This is a genomic window from Streptomyces sp. SLBN-8D4, from assembly GCF_049739545.1.
In the GTDB taxonomy this organism is placed as follows: domain Bacteria; phylum Actinomycetota; class Actinomycetes; order Streptomycetales; family Streptomycetaceae; genus Streptomyces; species Streptomyces canus_C.
The window spans coordinates 982,205-999,375 of the sequence record NZ_JBMGQC010000001.1; the positions used below are offsets into that span (position 1 = coordinate 982,205).

A 17,171-nucleotide genomic window follows, 5' to 3' on the forward strand; every position below is an offset into this window, starting at 1 on the left:
CCGCCCTCCCCTGCCCGCCCCACGACCGAGGCGGTGAGACAGAATGGCACACGCTTCCCACGGAAACGGCGCCGGTCGCCCCATGGCACCGGGCTCGGCGCGCGCCAGGCGCGACGTACGCCGCGCCTGGCTGTTCCTCCTGTTGATCCTCCCGGCCTTCGTCCTGGCAGCACTCGTGGACAAGGAGCTGCTGAGCCTTCAGGGCTACGACGCCGGGGACAGCGCCGTGCCCCTGCGCGCGACACTCGTGGCCGGCGGATCGGCACTGCTCGTACTGATCGCCCCGGGGGTCAGCGCACTCTTCTACGGTCTGCGCGCACGACGGCACAGTGACCCGGCCGGCACGGCCCCCGGCCTGGCCGGAGGGACCGTGGCCGCCGCCCTGCTGCTTCTGAACATCGTCGCGCTCGTCGTCCGCCGCTGACCGAGCGGATCACATCGGCCAACCGGCCGCCGCCGAAGGCGCCTCACGGCTCGTCGCCGAGGCGCCCAGGGCCTCGATGTCGCCCTCAGCCGCGTTCACCAACTGCCGGGCGAGGTCGTGCAGGGCCCTGCCTGCGGCCGGCTCGTCACCGATCTCCGGTACATCGGTGTCCACGGGATTGCAGCGTGCGGCTCCATGACCGGTCAGCGAAGTGGTTCCGGATTCCAGCACCACCCGCGCCTTCGTCGTGCCCTCGTCCTCGAAGAGGTAAAGGCGGACCGTCCATTCAGCAGTGTGCGACACAGCAACCTCCTCGTCCCGGTTCCGGTCGCTCTCAGCCGACCGGTACGAGTGCGACCGGGCAGTGTGCCCGGTGCAGCAGGGCATGGGTGAACGAACCGGTGTGCGGGCCGAGGCCCCGACCGTGCCGATGGCGTGCCGTGATCACGACAAGGTCGGCCGCACGAGAGGCCTCCACCAGTGCCCCGGCGCCTCCCGTCCACACCGTGTCGACGCGGACTCCGACGTCCGGGAACTTCCCACGCGCCGCGGCCACCGTCATCCGGGGCACGGCAGCCTCGCTGTCGGCCAGGGTCTTCCGCTCGGCGGGAGACACGCGCAGACCGCCCGACGGCTCCGGCACGGCCGACACGTGCAGAGCCCACATCTCGCCGCCTCGCCGGCGTGCCTCCTCGAAAGCGAACAGCGCGGCACCGGCATCGACGTCGTCCGCCACTCCCACGAGCACCCTGCTGTGCTCCGGCTCGCCGGACAGCCACTCGCCGCGCACGACAAGCAACGGGCTGCCGCAGCCGGCGGCGACCCCCAGACTCACCGAAGTCCCCAGCACTTCGGCGGAGCGGCCCGCACCACGACTGCCCAGCACGGTCAGCGCGGCCCGGTCCCCGCGCCGCACCAGCTCGGCCGCCGCCGGTTGCGGGCTGAGTGTCAGAACGATGTCCAGCTCGGGTGCGCGCTCGCGCACATGGCCGGCGGCGGCGTCCAGAACGTCCAGAGCCGTATCGATGGACGCGTGCTGATCGCGCGCACCGCACCCGTGCCCGGCCCAGGGCCAGGCGTGCAGGATCTCCAGCGGCGCGAGACGGACCCGTGCCTCCTCCGCCGCGCTGTCGAGCGCCCGCCGCGCCTGGTCCGATCCGTCCACACCTACCAGGACGTGCCCGCTCATGGGTGGTCCGGGTGCGTGGGCGCCGTACTCCCAGAGGTTCTTGCCGTCTCTCCTGCTCATCCGGCCAACCCGCCGTCCCGTCCCGAAGACTCTTGGGTGCCTCCGGTCACCGGTGGCTCGGCACGTTTCACGGAGTGCGCGTCGAGACGGGTGCGCAGGTTGTGGAACTGGCGCGTCTGCATCACGAAGTGTGCGGGTTCCCCGCACAGCAGGTCGAACGGGGCGACCAGCCAACGGGGCCGTCCCTGGCCGCGGGTGCGGACCACCATGCGGCACTCCCCGAAGGGCGCAGGCCTCAGATGGAAGCTCCAGATCCCGTCCAGACGGGCTGACGGCATGCGACCCGAGCTCGGGTCGAAGGAGCGGCCGGACGCCAGGTTCAGGTCGGAACGAAGCACAAGAGTGCGGTGCGGCTCCAGTCGGGACACCGTGAACCAGGACCTGCCGTCCGGTGTCGCGGGCAGAAGCTGACCCTCCTCCAACCGCTGCCACTCGGGGACGATGCGGTCGGCGCTGGGTTCCCCGAAGTGGTCCAGGAAGTCCCAGCTGTACCAGCCCGCACGGTCACCGCCCATCTGCACCAACCAGGACCAGACCTCCTCTGGTGGCGCCGGCAGCGTGGTGGCCATCGTCGAGGTTCCGTCGGCGTCCGGCATCAGTTCGTCGCCGGGGTAGTCGGTGTCGACCTCCTCCTGGGTCGCGCCCCAGGTGAGCAGCCTCGACCGGTACCGCAGCGCGTACAGCGTGACGGCTCCCCAGGTCAGCAGGGGGAGCGACAGGGCTCCCGTTCGTCGGCATGTTCGCTGCTCGGACATCAGATCCTCCCTTTCGCCCTCAGGCTGGGGTGAGAAGCCGGTACACCGGGTTTCCTCCGCCGCGGTGATCGGCACGGTGCCGGTGAAGAGCGGGCGCAGGAGTCCGCGCGGAACACGGCGCGGCCCCGTGGGCCCGCTACGGGCGCCGGGACATCAAGATGTCGTGGGCCAGTCCTGCCCCGTGGGCGGCACGGCCGCCGCCACCCGCTCGACCCGGTGCACGCTCCAGTCCCTCGACCAGCGCCTGCACAGCCAGGGTGAGGGTGTCCACCCGCTCCTCCAGGGCTCGCACCCGTCGCTCCAGTGGCTTCGGCGTCCGGCCGGAGGGGGCGGGTCCGCTCTCCACGGACTCGTCGATGTGCGGCATGTTCGCCTCCCCGGTGGTGCGACGGCGCGAGCGGCCCGGCGCCGGTCGGGCGCCGGAATCCGCCCCTGCCCTACCAGTGTCCTGGCGCTCCGGGCGGGGCGGGAGGGCCTAAGGGACCAGAACAGGGGGCGATCGGCCCTGCCATCCCTCGTGGTCCGGCAGTGGAATGACGGGAGAGGAAGGAAGAGCCACGTCCAGGTGCCACGTCCGCAGACAAGAGCTGTCGGGCCGTGGCGTCCCTCCAGGGAGGCGACCGATGCGATTCGACGACCGCCGGGCGGCCGGGCGGCAGTTGGCCTGGCGCCTGGAGTCTCTGCGGGATCGGGATCCGGTGGTGCTCGGCCTGCCCCGAGGCGGGGTGCCGGTGGCCTACGAGGTGGCCTGCGCGCTGGACGCGCCACTGGACGTGCTCGTGGTGCGCAAACTGGGGGTGCCCCGGTCGCCGGAGCTCGGCTTCGGCGCGCTCGGGGAGAACGGCGTCCGCGTCCTCAACGACGACGTGCTCGAAGAGAGCGGGGTCAGTCTCGCGGAACAGGCGGTCGTGGAAGCTGCCGAGCGGACCGAACTGGAACGGCGCGTCAGCCGCTGTCGACAAGGACGAGACCCTGTGGCGCTGACCGGGCGGACGGTCGTGATCGTCGACGATGGACTGGCCACCGGCGCCACCGCCGAGGCGGCCTGCCAGGTCGTACGAGGCCGGGGCGCCGCCCGCATCGTGCTTGCCGTGCCCGTCGGCCCCACTTCCATCGTCGCGCGCCTGCGAGGGCTCGCCGACGAGGTGGTCTGTCTGCAGGCCCTGCCCTTCCTCGGCACGGTCGGTGCGTGGTACCACGACTTCACCCAGACCTCGGACACCGAGGTGACCGCCCTGCTGGCGCAGGCAGTCCGCACCGCGTCACCCCACCGACCACCCGCCACCTCGCGCCCCCTGTCCGAACGGTGAGCACCTGGTGGACGATTCCGGCCGCGGGCGGCTCTAGAGGGCCCAGGGCCCTCTCCACGGAAGGCGTCCCCGGCCCGTGGCCCGTCGTCCGGAACAATCTCGTCGACACCGCGCGAGCGACCCCGCCCGTCGCGGCGAGACAGCACATCGCACACCTTTCCGCATGGGGCCGGGCAGACCTGAAGCAGGTCCGTCCCGACTCTGGCCCCCGACCACGCCGACCAGCATGGTGGACTGTGCACCCGCGAGTCCGGAACGTCACCTCCGTCCAGCGGGCGAGTGGCGCCGGGTCCTGCCACCGCGGGACGGCAACTGGCAGGCACGCCCGTCGACGGGGTCCGGCGCCGCGGACATCCGTCGTCGACATCGCACACCCGCCGTCGCCTCCTGCGTCGCGCCGCTGCTCGGTCAGTTCGCGGTCGTGTGAGATGAGCTCAGTCAGCACTCTCGAACGGATGGCGCCTACCCGCAGGAAAGCCAACGCCCCGGCAGCGCCGGCGCCCGTCGTGGGGCTGCGTCATCGCGTGACCGTCACAGGCACCGTGTCCTCTGTCACCGCGTGACCGTCCTCCAGCGAGTTCCAGTACGCGGTGAGCAGGCCGGCCCCCGAGCGGGTCGCTCGGTAGGGGATCGTCACGTCGAAGGTGCCCCGGGTTCCGGTTCCGGAGGTCGCCGTGGCGTAGACGTCGGCCGCGGTGTGGCCGGCGGCGTCGGTGATCTTCAGGCGGAAGGTGGCCTCGAAGGTGTTGGCGCTGCCCCAGACCCGGACGGGCGTGCGGACGGTGTCACCGATCAGTGGGGACTCGACGAGGACGAGAGGCGCAAGCTCCTCGAAGTCGGCGCGGCCCACCGGCCCGTTGAGGACGATGCCCTCGCCTCCGAACGACGTCACCGGCTTGCCGTCCACCTCGAAGCGCACCTTCTCGATGGCCGGGAAGCGGGTGGCGGTGAACACAATCTGGGCGAGCCGGGCCCGCATGGACAGGCTGCCGCCGCCGTCGTCGTAGCGGCCGGACAGGTCCACCGTGGCCACGTGACGGTGCACGGCGATCGAGCGGAGCGTGGTGCCCGAGGGGATGGCCGTGGTACGCCGCTGGCCGCGTTCGTAGCGGTTCGGCCCTGCCAGGAGGGCACGCAGCGCGCCCGCCGCGGTGGCGGGCGGGGTCACCGTGCGGGGGGCGGGCGAGATCTTCTCTCCGTGCAGGAAGTAGACGGACGCGCGTACCTGGCGCTGGGTGCCGCGCGGCGGGGAGGGCGGCACCGGCGGTGTGGAAGTCCCGGACGTGCCGCGGCCGTTGGGGCCGGACGGTGTCCCGGTGCCGCCAGTACCCCCTGTGCTCGGCATTCCCGGCGTGCTCGATGTTCCTGGTGTGCTCGGCGTGGTCGCAGCGCTCGGCCGTCCGGTGCCGGGTGAGGTACCCCCGGCGCCGGTGTCGCTGCCGCACGCGCTCGCCGCCGGCGTCACGAGCAAGGCTGTCATGGTGATGATCACGGGCCGCCGCAGCCAGGGGGACGTTCGCGGGGTGGGTTTGGTGGTAGGCATGGCATGCTCCTCCGACGCCTCCAGCCAACTCCTCGTACGTGGGCACTCCAAGTGCCGTACGGGTCAGGGCACATGGGCCGTACGGCACTCGTCGCGGGAGCGATACTCCCACTGACTCGGGATCAGGTGCGCGGGCCGGCCGGGGCAGGGGCCGGGTCTTCGGCGGGCCGGCACATCCTCGCCCCAGCCCGACAGGACGGCTCCACCGATGAAGAACCACGCGAGCAGGAACAGGACCCGGTCGGCCGCCAACGGCAGGGACGACTCCAGGGCGTGCACCTCCCACTTCCGGTCGTTGAGGAGGTCGCAGTGCGGGACGTGGCGGCCGACGCACAGGGACGCACCCTCACAACCGTGGCAGCAGACGGCGCAGGACCTTCGGTGGTGCCACCCGGGCAAAAGCGGGTGCCAGTGCCGGCCGGTCCGCGGCCACCGTGTCCGCGGCCGGGTCCGGGACCTGAGCATCGTGTCCCCATGCGCCGAAAGGGCCGTTCGGCATCAGGCCTTGGACGTACCGGCCCCTGACGGCCATGCCACCCGGCGGCGATGCTGAAGCAGCAGCGGTCCGCACAGGGGACGTGCGGGCGCCGGTCAGAGGAGGTGTTGACCGTGTTGCGGCCTGTTGTCGTGGGGTTGGACGGTTCGAGCCGAAGCTGCGCCGCCGCCGACTGGGCGGCCCGGGAAGCCTTGAGGCGCGGTCTGTCCCTGCAGGTGGTGCAGGCGTGGGAGGGCGTGACGTCGCCCTGTGACAGGGAGCGTCCGGAGCTCAACGAACCGCGCTGCCTGGCACGGCACGCGCTGACCGACGCCGCCGACCGGCTGCGCGCAACCTACCCGAAGCTCTCCGTGTGCACCCGGCATATCGCCGGCTCCGCCACCGACGTCCTGATCGCCGTCGGTGCAGGGGCCGAGCTGTTGGTACTGGGCAGCCGCGCGGTCGGCGGAGTCGGCGGGTTCATCGCGGGTTCGGTGGCTCAAGTCGTCGCGGGCCACGTGTCCAGGCCCGTCGTACTCGTGCGCGACCGTGGGACGTTGGAGGACGAGCACCTCCCGGACGCCGAGGGGCTGCCATCGACGCATACGCTCTACCGTGACGTCGTCGTCGGCGTCGATCCGGGGCACGCGAGCGAGGAGTTGCTCGCGTTCGCCTTCGAGAGCGCGGCGCTGCGTGACGCGCCACTGCGGGTCGTCCACACGTGGCGTCCGCCGTATGTGCAGGCCGCCGCCGTGGCGAGGGCCCGCAGAGCGGTGGCCGCGTCGGCCGCGCGGTCGCTGGCCGCGGCCGTCGAGCCGTGGCGGGAGAAGTTCCCGGCCGTGGAGGTTCACGAGCTGGTGCTGGAGGGCCGGGCCTCGCAGGCCCTGACGGCTGCCGCGCAGGAGGCGGGACTGCTGGTCGTCGGACGCCGGATCCGCTCCGGCCGTCTCGGCGCGCACACCGGGTCCGTCGCACACGCGGCGATCCATCACGCTCGTTGCCCGGTTGCCGTGGTGGCGCACGAGTAAGCGGCCCTGCACGCGCGGACACGAGGGAATGGGACGGACCCGGCCCCTTGCCTGATCGGCGCCCAAGGAGCCGGACGGAAGGCGGGTCGGCGCGTGTCTACTCGCGCACCGGCCTGCGACCGACGACCCACGTGCGGTCGCAGCCCCTCCCGGAGCCGCCTTCCTGGGCGCGGACGCGGCTCTCTCTGGTGAGGAGAGAGCCCCTCGCGGAGCCTTGGCCTGCGTCCCCGCCTGATTCCAGGATTGCCTCCTGATGTCCCGGTGCGAGAGAGGCGAACGGCTCCCCATGAGGGCTGGAGGGGGTCTTGCGCCCCGGCGGGCGGCACAACGCGGCGGTTGGTCAGTCCTCCAAGATCAGTCGCACGCTCTCTCCCGGCGCCACTACGACCGCGCGGTCCGGCAGCCGGATGTCGATCGGGTCCGCGTCGGACGGCGGGACCATGACGTCGAGACGTCCGCGCTCCAGCCGCAGCTGTACGCCCCAGTGCTCCTGGTAGCGGAGCGAGATGCCGTACGACGACAGTTCGGGCAGCGGTACCGGGTCGAGCCACAGCGCGCCGCCCCGGGTCTGAAGGCCGGTCAGTCCGCGCTGGACGAGATCGAGGGTGCCCGCCATGGCGCCCAGGTGAATGCCCTCCGCGGTGGTGCCCCCCTGGAGGTCGGCGATGTCGCCGCGCAGGGCCTCCTGGCAGTAGGTCCAGGCGTCCGCGCGCCGGGCCCGCGCCAGGACCCAGCCGTGCACCAGGCCGCTGAGGGTGGAGCCGTGGCTGGTGCGGCGCAGGTAATAGTCGACCGTGCGCCGCCAGGCCTCGTCGTCCAGCCGATGGCCCAGCCGGGCCAGGATCTCCTTGAGTTCGGCCGGCGCGAAGAGATACCCGAGCATCAGGACGTCGGCCTGCTTGGACGCCTGGTAGCGGTTGACGGTGTCGCCCTCGGCCTCCAGGATCCGGTCCAGGCGGCGGATGTCGTCGTAGCGCTTGCGGTAGCCGTCCCAGTCGAGTTCGGCGAGGTCGCCGTAGCCCTCGAACTGGCTGATGACGCGCTGGTGGAAGGGCACGTGGAGGGTGCGGGAGACGTCCTCCCACTGTTCGAGCTCGCCGCCGTCCAGGCCTGTGCGCTCCACGAGTTCGCGGCGGCGCGGTGCGGGCAGGGTGTCCAGCAGCTCAAGGGTGCGGGTGAGTACCCAGGCGGCGGTGACGTTGGTGTACGCGTTGTCGTCGAGGCCGGGCTCCGAGGCGTCCGGGTAGGCCTCGTGGTATTCGTCGGGGCCGACGACACCGCGTATGCGGTGGCGTCCCAGGTTCTCGTCCCAGACCGCCGAGTCGGCCCAGAAACGGGCGATCTGGAGCAGCATCTCGGCGCCCTTGGTGTGCAGGAACTCCAGGTCGCCGCTGGCCTCGCAGTACCGCCACACGTTGTACGCGATCGCCGAGCCGACATGGCGCTGGAGCCGGGAGTGGTCGGGAAGCCAGCGTCCCGAGCGCGGGTTGAGGTGCAGTTCCTGCGTCTCCTCGCGGCCGTCGCTGCCGCTCTGCCACGGGTACAGGGCGCCGCGTCGGCCGATCGCGCGGGCGGCGGCAAGGGCCCGGTCCAGGCGCCGGTGGCGGTAGCGCAGCAGGGCGCGGGACACCTCGGGGAAGTGCAGGTTCAGGTACGGCAGGACGAACAGCTCGTCCCAGAAGACGTGACCGCGGTAGGCCTCGCCGTGCAGGCCGCGGGCCGGTACGCCGACGTCGAGGTCGGCGGTGTGCGGGGAGAGGGTCATCAGGACGTGGAAGAGGTGCAGGCGCAGGATGCGGCCGGCCTCTCCCGGGACATCGAGGTCGGCCCGCCGCCACAGCTGGTCCCACGCCGTGAGGTGGGAGTCGAGGAGTTCGTCGAATCCGGGTGCGGCGCCCACGCGGTCGACGGCCGCCTGGAGCGGGTCGCTGATCGCGGGGTCGCGGGAGGTGTGCACGGCGACGATCTTGTCGACGGTCACGGTGTGGTCCGGGCTCAGCCGGACACGGGTCCGCAGGACGGCACGCGCGGGTTCGTGCGGGTCCGTCGGCGGCTCGTCGGCGGTCAGGCGGGCCGCCATCGCGACGCGGATGTCGGAGGTGACCGTCCGGCAGCGCAGCCACATCGTGTCGGGGGCGGTGGTGCCCGTGTGCACGTGGGTCAGATGGCGGCTTTCCAGGTCCCGGTAGCGCGGCACACCCGCGTTGGTGACGGTCCCGTCCAGCGCGGCCTCGACCTCCAGTTCGCCGGTGAAGCCCTCGGCGGTGAACTCGGTGCGCAGGGCCGCGAGATGGGGGTCGGCCATGTGCACCAGGTGCAGTTGACGGACCGACAGCGCCTTGCCCGGCCCCAGCCCGTACCGCGAGCGGCGCTCCAGTGAACCGCAGGCCAGGTGCAGGACGTGACGGTGGTCGAGCAGCGGCGCGGTGTCCGGGGTGAGCCACTCGCCTCCGGCGAGGCGGAAGCGCAGCGGCAGCCAGTTCGGGAGGTTGACCATGTCCTCGTTCTCGACCCGGCGTCCTGCCACCTCCGAGGTGAGGCGGTCATAGCAGCCGGCCACGTAGGTACCCGGGTAGTGGACGCCGTCCGCCGAACATTCCGGCAGAGCTCCACGGGTGGCGAGATAGCCGTTGCCGAGCGTGCACAGCGCCTCCCGCAGTCGCTGGTCGGCGGGCTCGTAGCCGTCGTACTCCCATGTCCAGGACGTCACCTCTGCGATCCCCCTTCAGCGACCGTACGAGTGCTTCCCGAAGCGTTCACACGAGTTGCGGAACAACAGCCACCGGGCACTCCGCGTGATGCAGCAAGGTGTGACTCACCCGGCCGAGCTGCAGCCCGAAGTGGCCGGAACGGCGTCGCGCGCCGACGACGACGAGGTCGGCGGCGGCCGAGCGGTTCACGAGGACGGTGCGGGCCGGGCCTTCGACGGTGGTACGACGTACCCGGACACCCGGGTGCTCTGCCATGGCGTCGCGCAGTGCCTCGTCGAGCTGGGCCGACGCGTGTTCCTCGTGCTGGTGGCCCTGTTGCGTGGTGAGGGCGGGGTGGTCGGTGCTCTCCTGGGCGGGGCAGCGCCAGGCGCGCACCGCGTCGAGGGTGCAGCCGCGGACCTCGGCCTCACGGAAGGCGAAGCGGACGGCCTCGCCGCCGGCCGCCGGTTCGCCCACGCCGAGCAGGATCCGCTCATGGGTGCCGTCCAGGGCGGCCGTCGCGCCGCGGACCACGACGACGGGGCAGTGCGCGCGGGCCGCGACGGCCAGGCCGACCGATCCCAGGAGCAGTCCCTTCAGCTGACCGCGGCCCCGTGATCCGATCACCAGGGCGAAGGCGTTGTTGCCCTCGTGCAGCAGGGCGTCCGCCGCCTCGGCCGGCAGAACGTCGGTGGTCACCTTGAGGCGCGGGTCACTCCGAGCGGCACGCTCCGCGGCCGAGGCGACGATGTGTTCGGCCAGCAGGCGCTCGGACGGGCGCGCCAGGGCGGTCGGCAGGGCTCCCTCGTAGCGCTCCCACAAGCAGGCGTACACCACCCGCAGCGGCAGACCGTGGCGTGTGGCCTCGTCAGCTGCCCAGTCGACGGCGGCCAGGCAGGCGTCCGATCCGTCGACGCCCACGATCAGGGGGAGCGCCATCGTCCTCACCGCCTTCGGTCAGCCGGGGGTCTCTTACCACCGTCGCATTCGCGGGCGGGCGGCACGAGGGGCGGGTGGCCCTTGCGGAGGGACCTTCGGCCCCATCGGCCGCCGCCCGGCGCGCTGGTCATGCTGCCCGGCGTCCGTGGGGTTTCGGTGCCCGCATGCCGCCGGGGGGGGCCGGTGCCGGGGAACGTCGGCGGTGGACCAGTGAGGGGCACCGTCCGCACGGTCGACAGGAGACCAACCGTGGCGCTCGATGGTGAGCTCGGCCTCCCTGCCCTCTTGGCGACGAAAGCTCCCGCATCGACGGGCCAGAGCCGCCCCCGCCGCCATGGGCTGAACGGCCCGTCTCCGGCCGTGAACCAGTCCCGAGCGGCCCTGCGACCCCGTCTCCTCGGCCCATGCCGTCGAGCGCCATGGACTGCCACCGTCAGAGGTGCGACGACTCGAGGAGGTGCGCGGTCATGGACGACAAGCCGCGAAGGACGCGGTGCTGGCGCCGGCGGAGCAACCCGTTGCGACGCCGCGACGACATCCTCGAGGCCTGGATCGTGCTGACGGTCTGGGCGGTCGTCGCCGTGGGGGGCACGATCGCCGGTCTTGTGACGGCTCACGCCGCCGACGAGGTGTTCGCACAGCAGCGCGCCGAGCGGCGCCCCGTCCACGCCGTTCTGGTCAGCGACGCGTCGAAGCGCACGTCGACGATCCGCTCGTCGAGCGACAAGGCTCTGGTCCGGGTCCGCTGGACGGCCCCCGACGGCTCGATACACACCGACCACACTCTGGTGGACTCGGGACTCAGCGCCGGAACCGGCCTCGTCGTGTGGCAGGACAGCTACGGCAGGCTGGTCACGGCACCTCCGGACACCGCTAAGGCCGGCGTCGAGGCAGGTGTCCTCGGTGCTCTCGCCGGACTCGCCTTCACAGGCGCCGTCCACGCCGCCGGAGCCGTCGCACGCTGGCGGCTGGACCAGCGGCGTATCGACGCATGGGGCCCGGAGTGGGACCTGGTGGGCCCGCAGTGGAGTCACCGGACCGGATGAGGCGCACCTGGCGCACTCCGGTCGTCCGACACAACCCGAAGGGGGCACCACATGAGGAACTCTCCGAATCGCATCACCGAGATCGTGCTCGGTATGGACGCCCGCGACCCCGCCGAGGGCCCGCTGCGTTTCGCCTTCGACTGCGCCCTGCTGCGGGGCGTACGTCTGCGTGTCGTGCATGCCTGGCGGTTCCCCTCCTGCGCGGCCGAACTGCCCTTCGGAATACCGGAAGAGGACCGCGCAGCCTGGGAGGACCACGAGGTGCAGCTGCTGTCCGACGCACTCCGGCCGTGGCGGGAGAAGTATCCCGACGTCCAGGTGCTGGAGGACGCGAGACTGTTCCCTCCCGCCAACGCCCTGGTCCGGCAGTCCGCCGACGCGGGCCTGGTGGTCGTGGGCCGACACCGGGACGGTGAGCTGGGCACAGTGGCAATGGAAGTCCTGCGGGACAGCCTGGGGCCCGTGACCGTGGTCCCCGCCTAGCCAGGGCCGGACAGCGCGATGCTCATCCCGTCGGATCGGCTGCCGGGCGTCCTGTTTCCGTTTCGATCACGTCTGGATCCAGGGGTCGTCCAGGCGCCAGGCCAGTTACTCGACGATGGCAACCGCACTGTCCGTCTGGCGGGTCAGGCGAGACGGCGATGGCCATGCCCCTCCTGGGCTCCATCCGGCCCCGGGCGTGGCGCCCCCTCCCGTCGCGGACCCCTGATCGTGCGGGGAAACAGCCGCAGGTCTCGCACCAGCACCTCGTCCATCACGTCCTGCGGATCTCGGCGTCGGAGCGCAGGAAGACCTGAGGGTCGCGCCGGGTGACAACGCCGATCCGCCTCGTCGAGCACCGGCAGCCGCTCAACGCGGTGCTGCACCATGGTCCGGGCCGCCTCGACGGTCGGTCGTCGGACTGCGCGCTGACCGGGGGCTCGGTCACCAGCCTGACCGGCGGTGCGGGCCTTGAAATTCGCCACCCGCCGCCAGGCCTGCGGGTCAGTGCGACCCGGAATCGGCGCGGAAGCCCATAGGGATCCGGGACCTCCGACTCGCGCCTCATCGAGTCTGCCTCGGAGTTGCTCCCGACGGCCTTGTCGTCCGCCGCGCGACCTACGTCCCGGACCGCGCGGCGGGTCTCTGCGCACCGATCCCCGCCGTCAATGCTGCTCGGGCACGATGACGACCGGGCAGGCGGAATGGTGCAGCACCCCATGGACGATCCGGCCCAGCTGGAGCCCGAAGTGGCCTTGACGGCGCTTGGCGCCGACGACCAGGAGATCAGCCTCGTGCGAGGCGCCCACGAGCACGGTCCGGGTGCGACCCTCGACCGTACGCCGTTGCGTCTCGACGCCGGCCGGGACGTCCTGGAGGGCCTTGTCCAGGACCTCGACCGCCTGTTGTGCGTGCAGCCGGGCGGGCTCCCCCGCCAGCAGCGGGTGGTCGGTGGTCTCGTGCGCCGGGCACCGCCAGGCCCGTACCGCCTCCAGCGGCACTCCGCGGCGTCGGGCCTCCTCGAAGGCGAACATCACGGTCGCCCTCTCCCCGACACCCACAACGATGCGGCCGTGCTGCCCGGCCCCGGCCTGGTTGTCATGGTTGCCGCGCACGACGATCGTCGGACAGTACGCGTGTCCGGCCACCGCCAGGCTCACGGAACCCAGCAGTGCATCGGCCAGGCCACTGCGGCCGCGGGTGCCCGTGACCAGCAAGGTAGCGCTGCGGCTCTCCCGGACCAGTGCGTACTCGGGTTCCTCCGGCAACACGTCCACAGCCGTCGTCAGGTCCGGGTGGCGGCTGCGGGCGCGGCGCTCGGCGGCGTCCACGATGTCGTCGGCCGACACCTCCTCGGACGGCTTGCCCAGATCCGCGGCGAGCGAGTCGCCCTCGTACCGCTCCCACAGCGACGCGTACACCAGGCGCAACGGCAGTCCGCGCAGGGCAGCCTCGTCCGAGGCCCAGTCGACGGCGCGCAGACTGGGCTCCGAGCCGTCGACCCCGACCACGACCGGAAGTTCCTTCGGTATCGCACTCATCGTCCCGCTCCCGTCTCGAAGACGATCCGTGCCCTGACCTGGCCGCGCAGCACGTCGTCGATGGACTCGTTGACCGTGTCGAGCGGGCGGGTCTCGGAGATCACCCGGGTACGCCCTGCCGCGTGCAGCTGGAACACCTCGGCGAGGTCCTGCCGGGTGCCGACGATCGAGCCGATCACGCTCGTCCCGTTCAGGACGGTGTCGAAGATCGGAACCTGGATCGTGCCGTGCGCGGGCAGGGCGACCATGACGAGCTTGCCGCCGCGCCGCAGCCCGGAGTTGACGGCGGCGAAGGCGTCCTCGTTCACCGCGAGGGCGATCGCCGCGTGCGCCCCGCCGAACCGCTTCAGGACCGCGCCCACATCGTCCTTGCGGGCGTCGATGACGAGATCCGCGCCGAGTTCGGCGGCGAGTTCGAGCTTGTCGTCGGTGACGTCGATCGCGGCGACCTGGGCGCCGGCGATCTTCGCGTACTGCACGGCCAGATGGCCGAGCCCGCCGACGCCGGAGATCGCGACGAGCTGCGTGGGCCCCACGCCCGCGACCTTGAGGGCCTTGTACGTCGTCACGCCCGCGCAGGTCAGCGGGGCGGCGTCGACGGCGCTGACGCCGTGCGGCACCGGCTGGGCGAAGTCGGCCCAGGCCAGCATCTTCTCCGCGTAACCGCCGTCGCAGCCGTAACCGGTGTTGACCTGTTGCTCGCACAGGGTCTCCCAGCCGGACAGGCAGTGCTCGCACCGCCCGCAGGCCTTGCCGAGCCAGGGCACGGCGACCCGCTGCCCGACGTCGAGGTGCGTGACGCCCTCGCCGAGCTTCTCGACCAGGCCGACGCCCTCGTGGCCGGGCACGAAGGGCGGGTTCGGCTTGACGGGCCAGTCACCGCGGGCGGCGTGGATGTCTGTGTGGCACAGCCCGGACGCCTCGACGCGGATCCGGACCTGGCCGGGGCCGGGCTCGGGGTCGGGGCGCTCCTCGATGACCAAGGGCTCGCCGAAGGCTCGTACGACCGCTGCCTTCATGGTTCAACTCCTCAGGGTTCTCGGGTCAGTTGTGCGGGACGACGGCGACGGGGGCGACGCAGTGGTGCAGGACGGCGTGGGTGACGGGCCCGATGTGGGCACCGAGCGCGCCGCGCCGGATCCGGCGGCCCACCACGACCAGGGAGGCCTCGCGGGAGGCATCGGCGAGATGGTTGCCGGGGGTGCCGTAGGAGGACTCCTCGGTGACCTCGACGTCCGGGTGCTTCTCCCGCCACGGGCGCAGGAGTTCGGTCAGGGCGACGGACTCGCGTCGGGCCAGGGCGCCGTGGAGTTCGAGGTCGGCGGCGAGGCCGTAGGCGTAGTACGGCGGCGGGTTCCAGCCGTGCACGACCCGCAGGCAGGTGCCGCGGCGGGCCGCTGCCGCGAAGGCGAACTCGATCAGCCCCTCGTCCGGACTCTCGATGTCCAGGCCCAGCACGACGGGCCGGAACGAGGTCGCGGCGGACGGGATGCCGACCGGGTCCATCTCGTGCTCGTCGGCGGCCTGCTCCCCGGCCCGGACCAGGACGACCGGCCGCTCGGCGTGCGCCACAACGGACAGCCCCACCGAGCCGACCAGGAAGCCGCCGAGGCCGCTCAGGCCGCGCGAACCCAGCACCAGCAGTTCGGCGTCCTTCGCCGCGCCGGTCAGCATCTCGGCGGGCCGCCCGGACAACTGCTCGGTGCTCACGTCGAGGCCGGGATGGCGCAGCCGGATGCCTTCGGCCGCCTCGCGGGGTACGCGCTCGGTCCAGTGCGCTTGCGTCTCGGCGCCGAGGAGCGGCGCCTGAGCCATGGGAGCCGGTACCGGCTCCCAGACCTGGAGCAGCTTGAGCGGCAGGCCGAGCAGTTGTGCCTCGCGGGCCGCCCACTCGGCCGCGGCGCGGCTCTCGTGCGAGCCGTCCAGACCGACGGTGACGGTGCGGGTCATGTTCTCCACCTCCTGAATCGGGGGTCCCGATTCGAGCGTCGTCTTCGGATGAGGCCACTGGCAGGGGCCGCAGGTCCCTGCCAGTGGCCGACCGGCCCCCCATGCCGGTCTTCGGCGCGGCGGCCCGCTTCCCCTCGTGAGGCCGGCCGCGCCTCCCGCGGTCAGCGCAGCCAGCGGTTGCGGCCGACGAACGGGAGCCCGGCCCAGAGCCTGCCGAGGCCGAGGGCGTCCCCGGCGGAGGCGGCGGCGAGGGCGACCAGGACGACCGCGTAGACGAGGTGGTAGTCGACGAAGGGGTTCGTCGACATGCTCGGCGAGCCGTCCGGCAGGTGCTTGGCCGGTGGCCACTCCGCAATCCACATCAGCGCCATCATCACGGCGCCCGCGAGGGCCGTGAGCCGCAGCGCCACACCGGTGATCAGCGCGACACCGATCCCGAGCAGACCGAGCATGAACAGCCAGTCGGCCCATGCGTCGCCGGCCCAGGAGTGGAAGGTGGACTCCATCGGCCCGGCGGCCACCGAGCCGAGGAAGCCCTTGGCAGGCGAGCCGCCGTCGATCCAGCCGCGGCCCGACTGGGTGGCGTAACCGAGCCCGAAGGTCTTGTCGAGGAAGGCCCACAGGAAGACGAACCCGGTCAGCAGCCGCAGGGACGCGAAGGCGTAGGCCCGCACGGTGTGCGCGAGGGGCTCTGCCGACTCGGCGGAGGTGGAGGCACTCCGGTTCCTGCGGAACGACGGCAGGCGGAAGCCCGAACTCCGGTGCGGTTGCTCGTGGACGGCCATGGCGGTGATCCCTTCGAAGGGCTTCGATCAGTGCTTGACGTCCCCCCACTCTCCCGACCTGCGACCGAGGCCGCCGGATGCCGAAGGTCGGTCCTACTGGGCTGAACGGCCCTCTCCGAAGGGCCGGTTGGGAGCTTTCCGGGGTGGCGCCGCCTCGCCCCCCGAGCCGTCACGCTCCTCGGCCACCGGCGCGCCCGGGTGCGGGGCGACCTGCTGGCCGGGGTCACCGTGGCCGCCTATCTGGTGCCGCAGGTCATGGCGTACGCGGGAGTAGCCGGTCTGCCACCGGTCGCCGGGCTGTGGGCGATCCTGCCCGCCCTCGCCCTGTACGCGTTGCTGGGCTCCTCCCGCCTGCTGTCGGTCGGCCCGGAGTCCACGACCGCGCTGATGACGGCCACCGCGGTCGGCCCGCTCGCCGCCGGCGACCCCGGACGCTACGCCACCCTGGCCGCCGCCCTCGCGGTCACGGTCGGCCTCCTGTGCCTGGTGGCACGGACGGTGCGGCTGGGCTTCCTCGCGGACCTGCTCTCGCGGACCGTCCTGATCGGATACCTGGCGGGGGGGGTGGCGCTGAACATGGTCGTGGACCAGTTGCCCGAGCTCACCGGGGTCGACACGACCGGTGGGGAGTTCTTCCCCCAACTGTGGTTCTTCGCCGCGCAGTTGGCCGATGCTCACACGCCGACCGTGCTGCTCTCCGCCGTCGTGCTCGTCTTCCTCTTCACCGTGCCGAAGTACGTCCCCGGCCCGTTGCTGGCTTTCGTCCTCGCGACCGCCACCGTGATCGTGTTCGACCTCGACGACCGGTACTCGGTGAAGGTGATCGGCGAGATCCCCTCCGGCCTGCGCGCCTTCGCCTGGCCGGACCTGAGCGAGCTGCCGCGTCTCGTACTGCCCGCCCTCGGCGTGCTCATCGTCGCCTACACAGACTTCATCCTCACCGCGCGCGGGCGTCC

Annotated in this window: 17 protein-coding genes and 1 pseudogene; 6 read left to right on the forward strand and 12 right to left on the reverse strand. The window is 72.2% G+C overall.

The features are described 5' to 3' along the window. Positions 1–82: 82 nt before the first annotated feature. Positions 83–424 carry a hypothetical protein gene (locus tag RKD20_RS04505; RefSeq protein ID WP_424876507.1) on the forward strand — a complete coding sequence of 114 codons (342 nt, stop codon included), beginning with the start codon at positions 83–85 and terminating at the stop codon, positions 422–424. 9 nt (positions 425–433) lie between these two features. On the opposite strand, the gene RKD20_RS04510 is transcribed toward RKD20_RS04505, so the two are convergent. The 4 genes from RKD20_RS04510 to RKD20_RS04525 form a co-directional block, all read right to left on the reverse strand. Further along, positions 434–727: a DUF1876 domain-containing protein gene (locus tag RKD20_RS04510; protein ID WP_424876508.1), complete on the reverse strand. Its 294-nt coding sequence runs from the start codon at positions 725–727 to the stop codon at positions 434–436. A gap of 31 nt (positions 728–758) precedes the next feature. Further along, positions 759–1,673, reverse strand: a complete 915-nt coding sequence (locus tag RKD20_RS04515) for a universal stress protein (RefSeq protein WP_424876509.1) — start codon at positions 1,671–1,673, stop codon at positions 759–761. Further along, positions 1,670–2,428 (reverse strand): hypothetical protein, encoded by a 759-nt coding sequence (locus tag RKD20_RS04520; protein WP_424876510.1) that lies wholly within the window; start codon positions 2,426–2,428, stop codon positions 1,670–1,672. The genes RKD20_RS04515 and RKD20_RS04520 overlap by 4 nt, the downstream gene beginning before the upstream one ends. Positions 2,429–2,564: 136 nt before the next feature. Beyond that, positions 2,565–2,795, reverse strand: coding sequence for a hypothetical protein (locus tag RKD20_RS04525; protein ID WP_424876511.1), 231 nt, complete (start codon positions 2,793–2,795; stop codon positions 2,565–2,567). A 256-nt stretch (positions 2,796–3,051) separates the two neighbouring features. Between RKD20_RS04525 and RKD20_RS04530 the strand changes: the two genes are divergently transcribed. Continuing rightward, a complete protein-coding gene (locus tag RKD20_RS04530) occupies positions 3,052–3,738 on the forward strand; it encodes a phosphoribosyltransferase (RefSeq protein ID WP_424876512.1) in 687 nt (228 codons plus the stop codon). Between the two features lie 517 nt (positions 3,739–4,255). Here the strand turns inward: RKD20_RS04530 and RKD20_RS04535 are convergent. After that, positions 4,256–5,281 carry a GerMN domain-containing protein gene (locus tag RKD20_RS04535; RefSeq protein WP_424876513.1) on the reverse strand — a complete coding sequence of 342 codons (1,026 nt, stop codon included), beginning with the start codon at positions 5,279–5,281 and terminating at the stop codon, positions 4,256–4,258. Between the two features lie 63 nt (positions 5,282–5,344). Continuing rightward, positions 5,345–5,560 (reverse strand): hypothetical protein, encoded by a 216-nt coding sequence (locus RKD20_RS04540; protein ID WP_424876514.1) that lies wholly within the window; start codon positions 5,558–5,560, stop codon positions 5,345–5,347. Between the two features lie 330 nt (positions 5,561–5,890). On the opposite strand from RKD20_RS04540, the gene RKD20_RS04545 reads away from it, so the two are divergent. Next, entirely contained in the window at positions 5,891–6,784 is an 894-nt protein-coding gene (locus RKD20_RS04545; RefSeq protein ID WP_424876515.1) for a universal stress protein, read from the forward strand. A 340-nt stretch (positions 6,785–7,124) separates the two neighbouring features. Here the strand turns inward: RKD20_RS04545 and RKD20_RS04550 are convergent, their stop codons facing one another. Beyond that, entirely contained in the window at positions 7,125–9,494 is a 2,370-nt protein-coding gene (locus RKD20_RS04550; RefSeq protein ID WP_424876516.1) for a glycoside hydrolase family 65 protein, read from the reverse strand. Positions 9,495–9,540: 46 nt separating this feature from the next. After that, positions 9,541–10,413, reverse strand: coding sequence for a universal stress protein (locus tag RKD20_RS04555; RefSeq protein WP_424876517.1), 873 nt, complete (start codon positions 10,411–10,413; stop codon positions 9,541–9,543). Positions 10,414–10,880: 467 nt separating this feature from the next. Here RKD20_RS04555 and RKD20_RS04560 point away from each other — a divergent pair, with 467 nt between their 5' ends. Together RKD20_RS04560 and RKD20_RS04565 are read left to right on the forward strand one after the other, a co-directional pair. Next, positions 10,881–11,459 (forward strand): Rv1733c family protein, encoded by a 579-nt coding sequence (locus tag RKD20_RS04560; protein WP_424876518.1) that lies wholly within the window; start codon positions 10,881–10,883, stop codon positions 11,457–11,459. 51 nt (positions 11,460–11,510) lie between these two features. Next, the gene (locus RKD20_RS04565; protein ID WP_424876519.1) at positions 11,511–11,942 is read left to right on the forward strand and encodes a universal stress protein; all 432 of its coding nucleotides are present in this window, start codon (positions 11,511–11,513) and stop codon (positions 11,940–11,942) included. Between the two features lie 662 nt (positions 11,943–12,604). Here the strand turns inward: RKD20_RS04565 and RKD20_RS04570 are convergent. The 4 genes from RKD20_RS04570 to RKD20_RS04585 form a co-directional block, all read right to left on the reverse strand. Further along, positions 12,605–13,480, reverse strand: a complete 876-nt coding sequence (locus tag RKD20_RS04570; protein WP_424876520.1) for a universal stress protein — start codon at positions 13,478–13,480, stop codon at positions 12,605–12,607. Continuing rightward, entirely contained in the window at positions 13,477–14,499 is a 1,023-nt protein-coding gene (locus RKD20_RS04575) for a zinc-dependent alcohol dehydrogenase (protein ID WP_424876521.1), read from the reverse strand. The genes RKD20_RS04570 and RKD20_RS04575 overlap by 4 nt, the downstream gene beginning before the upstream one ends. Positions 14,500–14,524: 25 nt before the next feature. Continuing rightward, positions 14,525–15,430, reverse strand: coding sequence for a universal stress protein (locus RKD20_RS04580; RefSeq protein WP_424876522.1), 906 nt, complete (start codon positions 15,428–15,430; stop codon positions 14,525–14,527). A 161-nt stretch (positions 15,431–15,591) separates the two neighbouring features. Beyond that, positions 15,592–16,215: a hypothetical protein gene (locus RKD20_RS04585; RefSeq protein ID WP_424876523.1), complete on the reverse strand. Its 624-nt coding sequence runs from the start codon at positions 16,213–16,215 to the stop codon at positions 15,592–15,594. Positions 16,216–16,413: 198 nt separating this feature from the next. Between RKD20_RS04585 and RKD20_RS04590 the strand changes: the two are divergent. Further along, a pseudogene (locus RKD20_RS04590) lies at positions 16,414–17,163 on the forward strand (SulP family inorganic anion transporter); the annotation flags it as partial. Positions 17,164–17,171: the final 8 nt, after the last annotated feature.

Excerpts from the sequence above, each read along its gene's own strand:
- RKD20_RS04520 (WP_424876510.1), bottom strand. The coding sequence starts at position 2,428 with ATGTCCGAGCAGCGAACATGCCGACGAACGGGAGCCCTGTCGCTCCCC.
- RKD20_RS04585 (WP_424876523.1), bottom strand. The coding sequence starts at position 16,215 with ATGGCCGTCCACGAGCAACCGCACCGGAGTTCGGGCTTCCGCCTGCCG.
- RKD20_RS04560 (WP_424876518.1), top strand. The coding sequence starts at position 10,881 with ATGGACGACAAGCCGCGAAGGACGCGGTGCTGGCGCCGGCGGAGCAAC.
- RKD20_RS04555 (WP_424876517.1), bottom strand. The coding sequence starts at position 10,413 with ATGGCGCTCCCCCTGATCGTGGGCGTCGACGGATCGGACGCCTGCCTG.
- RKD20_RS04530 (WP_424876512.1), top strand. The coding sequence starts at position 3,052 with ATGCGATTCGACGACCGCCGGGCGGCCGGGCGGCAGTTGGCCTGGCGC.
- RKD20_RS04515 (WP_424876509.1), bottom strand. The coding sequence starts at position 1,673 with ATGAGCAGGAGAGACGGCAAGAACCTCTGGGAGTACGGCGCCCACGCA.
- RKD20_RS04525 (WP_424876511.1), bottom strand. The coding sequence starts at position 2,795 with ATGCCGCACATCGACGAGTCCGTGGAGAGCGGACCCGCCCCCTCCGGC.
- RKD20_RS04575 (WP_424876521.1), bottom strand. The coding sequence starts at position 14,499 with ATGAAGGCAGCGGTCGTACGAGCCTTCGGCGAGCCCTTGGTCATCGAG.
- RKD20_RS04570 (WP_424876520.1), bottom strand. The coding sequence starts at position 13,480 with ATGAGTGCGATACCGAAGGAACTTCCGGTCGTGGTCGGGGTCGACGGC.
- RKD20_RS04580 (WP_424876522.1), bottom strand. The coding sequence starts at position 15,430 with ATGACCCGCACCGTCACCGTCGGTCTGGACGGCTCGCACGAGAGCCGC.
- RKD20_RS04565 (WP_424876519.1), top strand. The coding sequence starts at position 11,511 with ATGAGGAACTCTCCGAATCGCATCACCGAGATCGTGCTCGGTATGGAC.
- RKD20_RS04505 (WP_424876507.1), top strand. The coding sequence starts at position 83 with ATGGCACCGGGCTCGGCGCGCGCCAGGCGCGACGTACGCCGCGCCTGG.
- RKD20_RS04535 (WP_424876513.1), bottom strand. The coding sequence starts at position 5,281 with ATGCCTACCACCAAACCCACCCCGCGAACGTCCCCCTGGCTGCGGCGG.